General features: G+C 64.3%; 11 protein-coding genes. 3 read left to right on the plus strand and 8 right to left on the minus strand.

The genetic code is table 11. The features are described from left to right. Positions 1 to 9: 9 nt before the first annotated feature. The gene (locus ACSQ27_RS19635) at positions 10 to 528 is read left to right on the plus strand and encodes a DUF494 domain-containing protein (protein WP_436157158.1); all 519 of its coding nucleotides are present in this window, start codon (positions 10 to 12) and stop codon (positions 526 to 528) included. A gap of 67 nt (positions 529 to 595) precedes the next feature. On the opposite strand, the gene ACSQ27_RS19640 is transcribed toward ACSQ27_RS19635, so the two are convergent. From ACSQ27_RS19640 to ACSQ27_RS19665, 6 genes are all read right to left on the minus strand, one after another. Then, the gene (locus ACSQ27_RS19640) at positions 596 to 3,292 is read right to left on the minus strand and encodes a DUF1631 family protein (protein WP_436157159.1); all 2,697 of its coding nucleotides are present in this window, start codon (positions 3,290 to 3,292) and stop codon (positions 596 to 598) included. Positions 3,293 to 3,319: 27 nt separating this feature from the next. Further along, positions 3,320 to 4,273, minus strand: a complete 954-nt coding sequence (gene secF, locus ACSQ27_RS19645) for a protein translocase subunit SecF (protein ID WP_436157160.1) — start codon at positions 4,271 to 4,273, stop codon at positions 3,320 to 3,322. A 35-nt stretch (positions 4,274 to 4,308) separates the two neighbouring features. Next, complete coding sequence (gene secD, locus ACSQ27_RS19650) at positions 4,309 to 6,186, minus strand: protein translocase subunit SecD (protein ID WP_436157161.1); 1,878 nt, start codon at positions 6,184 to 6,186, stop codon at positions 4,309 to 4,311. 116 nt (positions 6,187 to 6,302) lie between these two features. After that, entirely contained in the window at positions 6,303 to 6,644 is a 342-nt protein-coding gene (gene yajC / locus ACSQ27_RS19655) for a preprotein translocase subunit YajC (protein ID WP_436157162.1), read from the minus strand. Between the two features lie 214 nt (positions 6,645 to 6,858). After that, positions 6,859 to 10,425 carry an indolepyruvate ferredoxin oxidoreductase family protein gene (locus tag ACSQ27_RS19660; protein WP_436157163.1) on the minus strand — a complete coding sequence of 1,189 codons (3,567 nt, stop codon included), beginning with the start codon at positions 10,423 to 10,425 and terminating at the stop codon, positions 6,859 to 6,861. Then, positions 10,422 to 10,583, minus strand: a complete 162-nt coding sequence (locus tag ACSQ27_RS19665; protein WP_436157164.1) for a hypothetical protein — start codon at positions 10,581 to 10,583, stop codon at positions 10,422 to 10,424. The genes ACSQ27_RS19660 and ACSQ27_RS19665 overlap by 4 nt, the downstream gene beginning before the upstream one ends. Before the next feature lie 181 nt (positions 10,584 to 10,764). On the opposite strand from ACSQ27_RS19665, the gene ACSQ27_RS19670 reads away from it, so the two are divergent. Continuing rightward, positions 10,765 to 11,238, plus strand: coding sequence for an Lrp/AsnC family transcriptional regulator (locus ACSQ27_RS19670; RefSeq protein WP_436157165.1), 474 nt, complete (start codon positions 10,765 to 10,767; stop codon positions 11,236 to 11,238). Positions 11,239 to 11,253: 15 nt separating this feature from the next. Here ACSQ27_RS19670 and ACSQ27_RS19675 read toward each other — a convergent pair whose 3' ends face one another. Next, positions 11,254 to 11,742, minus strand: a complete 489-nt coding sequence (locus tag ACSQ27_RS19675) for a hypothetical protein (RefSeq protein ID WP_436157166.1) — start codon at positions 11,740 to 11,742, stop codon at positions 11,254 to 11,256. A gap of 11 nt (positions 11,743 to 11,753) precedes the next feature. Between ACSQ27_RS19675 and ACSQ27_RS19680 the strand changes: the two genes are divergently transcribed. Then, positions 11,754 to 12,413: a hypothetical protein gene (locus ACSQ27_RS19680; RefSeq protein WP_436157167.1), complete on the plus strand. Its 660-nt coding sequence runs from the start codon at positions 11,754 to 11,756 to the stop codon at positions 12,411 to 12,413. On the opposite strand, the gene ACSQ27_RS19685 is transcribed toward ACSQ27_RS19680, so the two are convergent. Beyond that, positions 12,410 to 12,736: a hypothetical protein gene (locus tag ACSQ27_RS19685; protein ID WP_436157168.1), complete on the minus strand. Its 327-nt coding sequence runs from the start codon at positions 12,734 to 12,736 to the stop codon at positions 12,410 to 12,412. The two genes, ACSQ27_RS19680 and ACSQ27_RS19685, sit on opposite strands and share 4 nt — an antisense overlap. Positions 12,737 to 12,742 lie beyond the last annotated feature (6 nt).

Raw genomic sequence — 12,742 nt, forward strand, 5'->3', positions numbered from 1 at the left:
ATTGGGTGCATGTTTGAAGTACTGGTGTACGTCTACGAGAATTACTGGCAAGGTGACGCTTGCCCCGAACTCCACCGACTGGGCCGCAAACTCACCGCGGCGGGCTTCGATGCCGAGGAAATCCAGGCAGCCCTTGTCTGGCTCGACGGCCTGAATGCCGCGGCCCAGGGCACACAGATCAGCCTGCCGGCCAAAGCCCCGCAAGACACCAGCGATGTATCCCCCGCAACCGTTCACGCCATCCAGCCGCAATCTGCCGGCAGCCTGCGTGTGTACTCCGTCGCCGAGCAGGTGCACCTGGGCGCGCAAAGCCTGGGTTTTGTGAGCTTCCTTGAATCCTCCGGCGTGCTGCCGCCGCACATGCGCGAGATCGTTATCGACCGCGCCATGGCGGCCCCCGGCGACCCGGTGTCGCTGGACGACCTGAAAATCATCGTCCTCATGGTGTACTGGAGTTTTGGCGAAGAGCCCGATGCGCTGGTGCTCGACGAACTGTGCGACGACTCGGAATTTCGCCTGGCCCACTGAACCGGGCGCTGAACGCCGGTGGCCGGCTCCGCGCTCCAAGGCGCCCTTCCAATTCGGAATTGAAAGCCTAGCCCAGCAGGCGCTCGGGATTGGCGTCGAGCTTGGCCAGCGCATCGCGCGTGGCGCGCACCGTCAACGCTTCTTCTTCCGTCGGCACCAGCAAGCCCGCCTGCAGGTAGGCGGCCAGGCGGCGCGCCTGGATCAGGAAATTGCGGCCCTCGACGGAGGCGAACAGGTGCAACTGCTTGCGGTCACTGCACCAGGCGAACTGCACGTGGCTGACCTTGCCGTTGTGGTCCAGGCTGAACCAGGAACCCAGCTGCAGCTCCTTGGCCCAGGCGCGCATGGCCTCGGTGGGATGGCTGCCGCCGTCGGCAATCACCTCGATGTCGGTGGAGTCTATGCCTATCATGGTGACCAGGCTCTCGGTATCCAGCGGCAGATCGCCGACATCCTCGTCGGACAGGTAATCCTCGAGGTTGGTCAGGCGCTTGGCCATGGCCTCCACCTTCTCCACGGGAATCGCGTCGGTCTTGGACATGAAGGCGTCGGCCAGCGTGTCGCTGATGATTTTCAGATGCCCGTCCTGGTCGGCCACGCCCAGGCCCAGCATGGACATGCCCAGGCGCAGCAGTTGCAGCAATTTGGGCAGGTCGGCGATCACGCGGGCGCGGTCGTTGCGGTTGGGCTTGGCGCTGGCCGCCCATACGAGGTCGGCGGCGGCCCGCTTGAGCGTGAGGGTCTCCTCATGCTGCGGGCCGTTTTTCATGGCGGCGATCGCCAGCACTTCGGCCCACACCTTGAACAGGAATTCGCGGATTTCATCGCGGACCGGCATGTCATTGAGCATGTTGCGCATCTCAATGGTGTACTGGATGGTCATGGTCTCTTTTTGTTCGACCTGCTGGGCCACGCTCACCACGCGGGCGGTGCTGCCGTGCTCCGACAGAAACCTGGACAGGAATTTATCGAACTCATCGTAGACGAGCTGGAACACCCGGCGCCCGGTTTCGGGGTATTGCTCGATCACCTGCACGACGCGCTTGATTTCGGCCTCGAGCACACCGCCCGCCACCGTGACGTCGAAGCCGAGCACGCAGGAGCCCATGCGGTCTATCAGGCGGCGCGCAGGGTGCTGCAGGGACTCGAAGAACTCGGGCTCGGAGATCGCCACGCGCAGCACCGGCATCTGCAGGCGCGCAAACCAGACACGGATCACTGCGGGAATGCGGTCTTCGGCCAGGATGCTCTGGAACATCAAGGCCACAATTTCAATCGTCGCTTTTTCGGAGGAGGTGGAGGCAGCCTCCTTGAGCTTGGTGGTGCGCTCGCGCAGGACGCCCGCGGCCTGGTCCACCTGCGCCTGTCCATAGACCTGGCCCTGGGCATCCGCCAGCAGCGTGCGTTCCGCGCCGGTTTCTTCCGCGCGCTCCACGCTGGCCATGGCCTGCGCCAGCTGCGGCGAGGCCTGGCTGGGCCGTGTATCGTCGAAACCCACCGCCTGGTTCGTCAGCAGGCGCTTGAGTTGCCCCATCACGCCCTGGGCGCGCATGCGTGCCCTGGCCAGGGGCGTGGTGGCGGTCTGCATGCGGGTTTCTTCGTGCACCCCCTGGCCGGGACCCGTGGTGGCTTCCGGGCCTTGTGCCGCAGGGGGCCTGCCGGCGCTCTGGGCGCCGTTGCCCGCATTGCCGGGGCCGCCGGGACGGCCTACCGCGCCGGGAGCCGCTGCGCCACCGCCCGAGAAACGGCCCGCTGCCGGCCCACCCGGCACGCCGCCGCCGGCCGCGCCGCCGGCGCCTCGCGGGCCGCCGCCTGTCACTCCGCTGCCGGTACCGCCGTAGGGGGAGGCGGTGCCGCCCCTGGAGGATGAAGATGAAGCTGCGCCGGAACTGCCTCCCCGGGCACCGCCCGCGGAAGCCGGGCCCCGGCCGCCGGAGTCACCATAGGAAGATGAGGCATTGTTCCCGCCGGGGCCGCCGTAGGCCGCACCACCGCCTGAAGCACCGCCACCCGCCATGCCGGACCCAGCCCGGGGGTCGCCGCCCTGCGGGGCCTTGTCTCTCTGCGCTTCAGCGGCCGTCTTGGCGGGGGTGCCAGAAGCGGCACCGACGGCCGAAGGCGTGCGCTTGACCAGCGGCCTCAGGTCGATTTCGGCCATCACGCCCTGCTGCACCAGGAATTCGTTGGTCGCGTGGTAGGTTTCGAGCAGGTGCTCACCCATGTCCTTCTGGATGGCGCTCTGGACCGTGACCCAGACTTCGCGGGGCAGGGCGGCAATGCTCCACTGCTCGACCAGATGCTGGGCGAGCACTTCGGGACGCAGGATGTCCTGCTTGTGGAGTTCGGAAATCCCTTCCAGGTTCTGGATGCGCAAGCGAAGGTCGTTGAGCTCCCAGCTGGCGAAATCGAGCAGGCGCAGGGCCAGGCGTGAGGCGAGGATCTTGTCCTCCATCACGTCGTTGCCCATCAGTTCGAATTTTCCGCTGTCCAGGAAGCGGGCAGGCGAGTTGGCGGCGGGAATGGACTGCGCGTTGGTCCAGGCCGCGGCGGTGCCGCGGACCCAGGCATCGCCGCTTTTCTGGAAGGCCATCCAGCCGTCGCGCCGCTCCTGCATGTCGCGGGCGCTGCCAGGCTGGTCGACGAGCGCGGACAGCTTGTCCTGGATGGTTTTGGCCAGTGCGGGCAATATCCGTGCGGCACGCTCCGTAAACAGCGCACGAGCCTGCTCGACCAGAAGACTGTTATTTTTGTTGCTTGGAGCCACGACCGCCCTGGATGATTAGCCTATAGCTTACACCGTGGCCCCTGCGTTGGGGTCATTGGGATCTTCGCCTTTTTTGGCCGGCGCCTTGACCAGGTCTTCCCGCTTGATGCCCAGCCACATCGCGATCGCAGCCGCCACAAAAACCGAGGAATAAATGCCGAACAGGATACCGATGGTCAGTGCCAGGGCGAAGTAAAAAAGTGTAGGGCCGCCGAATAACAACATGGACAAGACCATGATCTGGGTCGAACCGTGGGTGATGATGGTGCGGCTGATGGTGGAGGTGATCGCGTTGTCGATGATCTCCACGGTGTTCATCTTGCGGTAGCGGCGGAAGTTCTCGCGGATCCGGTCGAAAATCACCACCGACTCATTGACGGAGTAACCCAGCACCGCCAGCACGGCGGCCAGCACGGCGAGCGAAAATTCCCACTGGAAGAAGGCGAAGAAGCCCAGGATGATGACGACGTCGTGCAGGTTGGCGATGATGGCCGCCACCGCGTACTTCCATTCAAAGCGGAAGGCCAGGTAGACCATGATGCCGAAGACCACCATGGCCAGCGCCTTCAGCCCGTCGTGGGCCAGCTCCTCGCCGACCTGCGGGCCGACAAACTCGGTGCGGCGCAGCGTCACGTCGGGGCTGGCGGCCTTCAGGGCGCCCAGCACCTTGTCGCTCTGCTGTGCGGTGCTCACGCCCTTCTGGGCGGGCAGGCGGATCATGACGTCGCGCGAAGTGCCGAAGTTCTGCACCTGCACGTCGGTGAACCCCAGGCCGGACACGGTGTCGCGGATCTTCCCGACGTCGGCGGCCTGGGTGTAGTTCACCTCCATCAGCGTGCCGCCGGTGAACTCCACCGACAGGTGCAGGCCGCGCGTGATCAGGAAGAAGACGGCCAGCGCGAAAGTCGCAAAACTGATGATGTTAAAAATCAAGGCATGCCGCATAAACGGAATGTCGCGCCGGATTTTGAAGAATTCCATTTGGGGTCCTTGGGAAACTCAGGAAAAGGCCGGGATTATTTGGTCGCCACGTCGCCGGACGCGGCGGGCCGCCACACGGTGCCGATGGAAACCGACTTGAGCTTTTTCTGGCGGCCGTACCAGAGGTTGACCAGGCCGCGCGAGAAAAACACCGCCGAGAACATGCTGGTCAAAATACCGATGCAATGCACCACCGCGAAACCGCGGACCGGGCCGGAACCGAAGGCCAGCAAGGCCAGGCCGGCGATCAGCGTCGAGATGTTGGAGTCCAGGATGGTGGCCCAGGCCCGTTCGTAGCCCGCGTGGATGGCCGCCTGCGGCGACGCCCCGCTGCGCAGCTCTTCACGCACCCGCTCGTTGATCAGCACGTTGGAATCGATGGCCATGCCCAGCGCCAGCGCCATGGCCGCCATGCCGGGCAGGGTCAGGGTCGCCTGCAGCATGGACAGCACCGCCACCAGCAGCAGCAGGTTGACGGCCAGCGCCAGGCCCGAGAACAGGCCGAAGAGCATGTAATACGCCGCCATGAAAGCCACGATCACGACAAAACCCCAGGACACGCTGTGAAAGCCCTTGAGGATGTTGTCGGCGCCCAGGGTCGGGCCTATGGTGCGCTCTTCGATGATTTCCATGGGCGCGGCCAGCGAGCCGGCGCGCAGCAGCAGCGCCAGGTCGTTGGCTTCGGTGACGCTCATGGAGCCGGAAATCTGGAAGCGGTTGCCGAGTTCACCCTGGATGACCGGTGCCGTCAGGACTTGGCCCTTGCCTTTTTCAAACAGCACGATGGCCATGCGCTTCTTGAGGTTTTCGCGGCTGGTATCGCGCATGATGCGCCCACCCTTGGCATCGACCGTGAGGTCCACCTTGGGCTGCTGGTTCTGCGAGTCGAAGCCGGGCTGCGCATCCGTCAGGCTCTCGCCGGTCAGGATCACCTGCTTCTTGACGATCACGGCCTGGCCGTTGCGCTCAAAGAAGCGCTCATCGCCGAAAGGAACGGCGCCGGCGTTGTTCACAGCGGCTTGGGCCTCGGCGCTGTCGTCCACCAGGCGCATTTCCAGCGTGGCGGTGCGGCCGATAATTCTCTGGACCCGGGCAGGATCCTGGATACCCGGAAGCTGCACCACGATACGGTCTATGCCCTGTTGCTGGATCACCGGCTCGGCCACGCCCAGTTCGTTGATCCGGTTGTGCAGCGTCACCATGTTCTGCTTAAGGGCCTGGTCCTGGATGCGGCGAGCGGCTTCGGGCTTGATGGTGGCCGTCAGTTTGTACTCGGTGCCCTCCGGCGCATCGACGGTCTGCAGGTCGGCAAACTGGTCCTGGATCAGCCCTTTGGCCGAGGCCAGGGTGGCGGAGTCGCGCACCTTGATTTCAATGGCCTGCCCATTGCGGCTGATGCCGCCGTGCCGGATGTTCTTCTCGCGCAGCGACAGGCGGATGTCTCCGGCCAGGGACTCGACCCGCTTGGTAAGCGCGGCCTGCATGTCCACCTGCAGCATCAAATGCACGCCGCCGCGCAAATCGAGACCCAGGTACATTGGAAAAGCATGGAGTTGAGCCAACCAGGATGGCGACAAAGACAGCAAATTGAGCGCGACAACATAGTCAGGGTCATTCGCGTCAGGCACAAGGCTCTTCTGGATCGCATCCCTCGCCTTGAGTTGAGTGTCGGTGTCGCTAAAGCGCGCCTTCACTGAATTGCCATCAAAGGTGATGGCGTTCGCTGTCACGCCGACATCCTTTAACACCTGCTCGACCTTTGCCATGGTCGTGGTGTCGACTTTGACTGTGGATTTCCCGCTGGACACCTGGACCGCAGGTGCTTCACCGAAGAAATTGGGCAGTGTGTACAGAGCCGCGATCAGCAGTGCGACCACGATGATGGCGTACTTCCAGGCCGGGTAACGATTCATGGGAGGGCTGTTCCTGGTGGACAAATGAACAAAAGGGGCGCCTGCTTCACATGGTGACGGCAGCAGCCCCGATATACCGCAAGCCCCTGTGGATCTTCACAAGGGCCTTGATGGCCTTACTTGGCCGTGCTGATCGCGCCCTTGGGCAGGACCTGGATGATGGCGCTGCGCTGCAGCTGGACTTCAACGCCAGGGGCCAGTTCCAGGGTCAGGTAGACGTCGCCCAGCTTGGTCACCTTGCCGAGCAGGCCGCCGGCCGTCGCGACTTCATCGCCCTTGGCCAGCGCGTCGATCATGGAGCGGTGCTCTTTCTGCTTTTTCATCTGCGGGCGGATCATGACGAAATACAGCACCACAAACATCAGCACCAGGGGCAGCATGCCCGTCAGCGAGGACATCATGTCACCACCGGCGGCTGCGGCTGGAGCGGTTTGGGCAAAGGCGGAAGAAATGAACACGGCTAACTCCACAACATATTAAAGAAGGCGCGCGCGCCGTCCAGCACGGACGGCGCACGGAGTCCACGATTGTATGCGGCAGGGCAGCCGCACCAAGGGGTAACTGGCGCGCCCCAGGGGCTTTTCAAGCCGGGTTTACGCGCAGCGGGCCGCCGCGGGCTTTGCCGCGAGGCCGGCTTGCCGGGAAAAGGCCGGGGCCGGAGCGGCCCCGGGCTCAGGCGGCTTTCCGCTGGACGGTAGATCCGGGGGTACGAAAGGACTGCATCAACGCAGCCCACTGCGGCCGCGCGGCGGCCAGGTGGCGCGCCTTGACATGGCCGTAACCCTTGATCATTTCGGGAATCCGGGCGATTTCCAGCGCCGTGGCGTGGTTTTCGGCTGTCAGCCCCGCCAGCACTTCTTCCAGGCTGGTTTTGTATTCCTCGATCAGCGCCCGCTCCGTGCGCCGCTCTTCGGTGCGGCCAAAGATGTCCAGCGGCGTGCCGCGCAGGCCCTTCAGGCGGGCCAGCACCTTGAACGCACCCAGCATCCAGGGGCCGAACTGCTTCTTCTGCAGCTCGCCCTTGTCGTTTTTCGGCGCGATGAGCGGCGGCGCAAGGTGGTAATGGAGCTTGAAGTCGCCTTCGAACATGGCGTTGACCTTGCCCAGGAAGGCCGTGTCGGTGTGCAGGCGCGCCACCTCGTACTCGTCCTTGTAGGCCATCAGCTTGAACAGGTAACGCGCGACGGCTTCGGTCAGCGTCGTTTTGCCCAGCACCGCCTCGGCGCCACGTACCTGCTCGACAAAGGACTGGTAGGCCTGGGCGTAGGCGGCGTTCTGGTAGGCCGTGAGGAAGTCCACGCGCTTGGCCAGCATTTCGGCCAGAGCCGGCTTCTTCACGAATTCAATGACCTGCGCCGCCTTGAACAATGCCTGCACCGAGGCCAGGTCGTGCGCGCAGCGACGGCCCCATTCAAAAGCCGCCTTGTTGTTGTCGACCTGCACGCCGTTGAGCTCGATGGCGCGCATCAGCGCGGCATGCGACAGCGGCACGCGCCCCTTTTGCCAGGCAAAGCCGAGCATCAGCGGGTTGGTGTAGATCGAGTCGCCCACCAGTTGCACCGCCACCTGTTCGGCATCGAAGCTGCCCAACAAGTCAGCGCCCACTGCGGAAGTCACGGCCGTTTCGCAATTGCCGCCAGGGAACTGCCAGCCGGGGTTGGTCACAAAGGCCGCCGTCGGCGTGCCGTGCGAATTCATGGCCACATAGGTGCGGCCCGGCTGCATGACGGTGAGCGTGTATTTGCTGGCGGCCACGATCGGGTCGCAGCCGATGACCAGGTCGGCCTTGGCGGTGTCCACCTTGGTGGTGTAAATCGCTTCAGGACGGTTGGCGATCTGGATGTGGCTCCAGGTCGCGCCGCCTTTTTGCGCCAGGCCGCCGGCGTCCTGGGTGACCACGCCCTTGCCTTCAATGTGCGCGGCCATGCCCAGCAGCTGGCCTATGGTGATGACACCGGTGCCGCCGACGCCGCCGACCACGATGCCCCAGGCGTTTTCGGCCACGGGCAGCACCGGCTCGGGAACCGGCGGCAGGCTGGAAATGCCGCCCTTCTTTTCTTTTTTCGGCTTCTTCAGCTGGCCGCCTTCAACGGTGATGAAGCTGGGGCAGAAACCCTTCACGCAGGAATAGTCCTTGTTGCAGCTGTTCTGGTTGATGCGGCGCTTGCGGCCGAATTCGGTCTCCAGCGGCTCCACCGACAGGCAGTTGGACTGCACCGAGCAGTCGCCGCAGCCTTCGCAGACCAGCTCGTTGATGACCACGCGCTTTTCCGGATCCACCAGGGTGCCGCGCTTGCGGCGGCGGCGCTTCTCCGTGGCGCAGGTCTGGTCGTAAATGATGGCGGTTGTGCCCTTGAGTTCGCGGAACTCGCGCTGGATGCGGTCCAGCTCGTCGCGGTGGTGCACCGTCACGCCCTCGAGCAGCGGCGCGCCGTCGTACTTCTGCGGCTCGTCGGTCACGATCACCAGTTTGGCCACGCCTTCGGCGCGCAGGCTTTGCATGATCTGCAGCACCGAGTGGCCTTCGGGCCGCTCACCGACCTGCTGGCCGCCCGTCATGGCGACCGCGTCGTTGTAAAGAATCTTGTAGGTGATGTTCACGCCCGAGGCGATGGCCTGGCGTATCGCCAGCAGCCCGCTGTGGAAGTAGGTACCGTCACCGAGGTTGGCAAAAATGTGCGCGTCGGTCGTGAAGGCCGCCTGGCCCACCCAGGTCACGCCTTCGCCGCCCATCTGGGTGAAGGTGGAGGTGGAGCGGTCCATCCAGGTCGCCATGTAGTGGCAGCCAATGCCGGCCACGGCGCGCGAGCCTTCGGGCACGCGCGTGCTGGTGTTGTGCGGGCAGCCGCTGCAGAACCAGGGCGCGCGCTCGCCGGTGTCGGCCTTGCCTTCGGCGAGCGCCCGTTCGCGCCCTTCGATCACGGCCAGGCGCTCGTCCATGCGCGAGATCACGTCGGCCGGCACGCCGAGTTTTTTCAGGCGCTTGGCGATCGCCTTGGCGATGATGGCCGGCGTCAGGTCGGCCTTGGCGCGCAGCAGCCAGTTGTCGCTCGGGTTGGAGCGGCCCCATTCGCCGCCCGAGGCATCGCCCTCGGGCTCGTCGAACTTGCCCAGCACATTGGGCCGCACGTCGGCGCGCCAGTTGTAGAGCTCTTCCTTGATCTGGTATTCGATGACCTGGCGTTTTTCTTCCACCACCAGGATTTCCTGCAGGCCTTCGGCGAAGTCCCTCGTGATGGTGGCTTCCAGCGGCCAGACCACGTTGACCTTGTGCAGGCGTATGCCCAGCTGGTGGCAGGTCTCTTCATCCAGGCCCAGGTCGGCCAGCGCCTGCCGCGTGTCGTTGAAGGCCTTGCCGCTGGCGATCAGGCCGAAGCGGTCCTTGGGGCCGGCGATGACGTTGTAGTTGAGCTTGTTGGCGCGGATGTAGGCCAGCGCGGCATACCACTTGTAGTCCATCAGCCGCGCTTCCTGCTCCAGCGGCGCATCGGGCCAGCGGATGTGCAGGCCGCCGGGCGGCATTTCGAAGTCTTCGGGGATGATGATCTTCACGCGGTCCGGGTCGACCAGGATGGAGCTCGAGGACTCGACGACTTCCTGGATGGTTTTCATGCCCGACCAGACGCCCGAAAAACGGCTCATGGCGAAGGCATGCAGCCCCATGTCCAGGATATCCTGCACATTCGACGGGAAGAACACCGGCAGGCCGCAGGCCTTGAAGATGTGGTCGCTCTGGTGGGCGGCGGTGGAGCTCTTGGACACGTGGTCGTCGCCGGCAATCGCGATCACGCCGCCGTGTTTCGCGGTGCCCGCCATGTTGGCGTGCTTGAAGACGTCCGAGCAGCGGTCCACACCCGGGCCCTTGCCGTACCAGATGCCGAACACGCCGTCGAATTTTTTGCTTTGCGGGTACAGGTCCAGCTGCTGCGTGCCCCAGACGGCGGTGGCGCCCAGCTCTTCATTGACGCCGGGCTGGAACACGATGTTCTGCGCGGCCAGGTGCTTTTTGGCGGCCCACAGCGCCTGGTCATAGCCGCCCAGCGGCGAGCCGCGGTAGCCGCTGACAAAACCCGCCGTGTTCAGGCCTTCCATGGCATCGCGCGTGCGCTGCAGCATGGGCAGGCGGACCAGCGCCTGGACGCCGCTCATGAAGGCGCGGCCATGCTCCAGGCTGTATTTGTCGTCGAGCGTGACGGTTTCCAGCGCCCTGCGGATGTGCTCGGGAAGCGGGGCGTTCATGCTGCAACTCCCATACGAACAAGCTCGACGACAAATCCAGCACAGCCGGCTTCGCCGCCTGAGTACTTGTGCCTTCGGCGAAACCCGCTTTGCGGGTTTTCATCCAGCGTGACGGTTTCCAGCGCTTTGCGGATGTGTTCAGGTAGGGGCGCGTTCATGTTCGTGGGTCTCCAGGACTGTTTGTTAGTACCGCCTTGTGGGCAGGCTGGCAAGGACAGCCCGGTTAGGGCCGGCCCTCTATATGCATGCAAAGTGTATGCCGCCGGCCCTGATATGTCTTTGCTTTGTTTGCCTGATTTAGGGTGGTTCTGGAAAGAATATTGCTGCAAAATGGCAAACATGGAAAGATTAGATAAGTTTGACATCGCCATCCTGAATGAGTTGCAGCTTGACGCGCGGCTGACCAACACCGAATTGGCCTCGCGTGTGGGCCTGTCGGCCGCCCCCTGCTGGCGGCGCGTACGGGCGCTGGAAGAAAGCGGTTTCATCACCGGCTACCGGGCCGAGATCAACCGCCACAAGATAGGCCTGGGCGTGCTGGCCTTTGTGCGCCTGGACGCCGACCGCAACAGCGGCGACGCCACGCGCCAGCTCGAGGAGGCCATCAAGAAACTGCCGGAGATCGTCTCCTGCCACTACATCAGCGGCACCGGCACTTTTGAATTGCAGGTGGTGGCGCAGGACCTGGAGGCCTTCAGCAAGTTCGCGCTGCAGAACCTGATCAACCTGCCCAATGTGAAAGACCTGCACACCAGCTTTTCACTGGGCGAGGTCAAGGCCAGCAGCGCGCTGCCCCTCGGGCATCTAGCCTGATCGCCCAGCCGCGGCTTATTTCAGCGGCGGTTTTTCGGCATTCACCAGGCGGCCGTCGGCCTGGACTATCCAGTGGTCGGTATTGACCAGGTGGCCGTCAACCGTGATGTGCCACTTGCCGGCGGCGCCGTAGGCAATGATGCTGTGACAACGCGGGGCGGAAGCGGTGCAGAGTAAAAACTGCGCCATCCCATCCGAGGTGCTGTTTTTGAAATACCAGGACGACCACCATTTGAAGTGAATCGGCTTGTTTGCCTCGCTGGACTTCGTGGCGATAAGGTAGGCCGCCAAGCCCTTCTTGGCCAGCGGAAACATGTCCGAGGAGACGATGCGATAGGCACCGATGCCGACGCTCGCGGCATACGCGGCAACAATGCCAAAAATCCAGGCGATAACTTTTGCTTTTGGGCTCATGGGGCACGGGTGTGAATCACGGCGCTCACGGCCTCTGATGGCGTGAAACGGCGGGCGGGCAACTGACTTCAGTACCATGTTAGCTTGCATTGGAGATCTCCATGATGAAATTCCGAACCGCCGTTTGCGCCCTGGGCTTGATGCCCTTCTTGTTTTCCCCCGACTGGTTGATGGCGCAACCCGCGGGCAATCCGAATCAGGGCGCCGAAGCCCTGCCCATGCGCAACCTGCAGATCGAAGTGCGGCAGGCCGGCAGCAGCCTGCGCTCCCAAAGCGCCCTGGGCGCGCAAGGCGGTATCGTGCTGCAACCGGGGCGCTCGGGTGCCAATGCCCACATCACGGCCCAGGACAGCCAGCGCAGCGACACGCGCGACCTGGTGCAGCGCGTGCTAGTGCTCAACGGCCGCCCCGCCAACATCAACCTGGGCAACAGCCAGCCGCTGCGCCTGGTGCAGGGGCGCCAGGCCGCCACCGTGTTCATCGATGCCAACAGCGGTTTTTCGGCACGGCCGCTCTGGTACGGCGGCGACAGTGTGGAGCTCGAGCTGGCCGCGGGACAGGCGAGCCGCGCAGGCTCGTCGCCGATGGCGCCCTTGTCCTCATCGTCCACCAGCACCTCGCTGAGCGTGCGCCTCGGGGAATGGGTCACCGTGGCCGAGTCGGACGATGCGAGCGCCGGCAACAGCAGCGGCATCGCCGACAGCCGCCAGTCGACGCGGCGCGACGGAATGCGGGTCGAGGTTCGCCTCTCAGTGCGTTAGTCACGCACGCAACGTGCTACTAACGGCAGCAAGGGATAACGCAACACCGCTTCACGCCCGCTGGCACCCAGGCCGAACTCGGCGCGCATGCGCGGGTTGCTGTAAACCGTCTGCCGCGGCCCTTCGCCGCCGGCGTCGCGCTGGAGCAGGTCACGACCGCCGGGGCCTTCCAGCAGCGCGGTGTCGTCGATGAATTTGGCGCGGAACTCGATGCCGTGCTCGCAGCGGTACAGCGGACCGGCATCCTGCCAGTTGCCGCCGGCGCAGCCGCCCAATGCCGCCATCGCCAGCAGCGCCGCGAAGGTATTCCTTGCCTTGTTCATGATGAC

The organism is Polaromonas sp. LjRoot131 (assembly GCF_964252805.1).
Taxonomy (GTDB): domain Bacteria; phylum Pseudomonadota; class Gammaproteobacteria; order Burkholderiales; family Burkholderiaceae_C; genus Polaromonas.

Coding starts and splice junctions, on each gene's coding strand:
- ACSQ27_RS19635 (WP_436157158.1), top strand. CDS start 10: ATGTTTGAAGTACTGGTGTACGTCTACGAGAATTACTGGCAAGGTGAC.
- secF (WP_436157160.1), bottom strand. CDS start 4,273: ATGGAATTCTTCAAAATCCGGCGCGACATTCCGTTTATGCGGCATGCC.
- secD (WP_436157161.1), bottom strand. CDS start 6,186: ATGAATCGTTACCCGGCCTGGAAGTACGCCATCATCGTGGTCGCACTG.
- ACSQ27_RS19660 (WP_436157163.1), bottom strand. CDS start 10,425: ATGAACGCCCCGCTTCCCGAGCACATCCGCAGGGCGCTGGAAACCGTC.
- ACSQ27_RS19665 (WP_436157164.1), bottom strand. CDS start 10,583: ATGAACGCGCCCCTACCTGAACACATCCGCAAAGCGCTGGAAACCGTC.
- ACSQ27_RS19670 (WP_436157165.1), top strand. CDS start 10,765: ATGGAAAGATTAGATAAGTTTGACATCGCCATCCTGAATGAGTTGCAG.
- ACSQ27_RS19675 (WP_436157166.1), bottom strand. CDS start 11,742: ATGCAAGCTAACATGGTACTGAAGTCAGTTGCCCGCCCGCCGTTTCAC.
- ACSQ27_RS19680 (WP_436157167.1), top strand. CDS start 11,754: ATGATGAAATTCCGAACCGCCGTTTGCGCCCTGGGCTTGATGCCCTTC.
- ACSQ27_RS19685 (WP_436157168.1), bottom strand. CDS start 12,736: ATGAACAAGGCAAGGAATACCTTCGCGGCGCTGCTGGCGATGGCGGCA.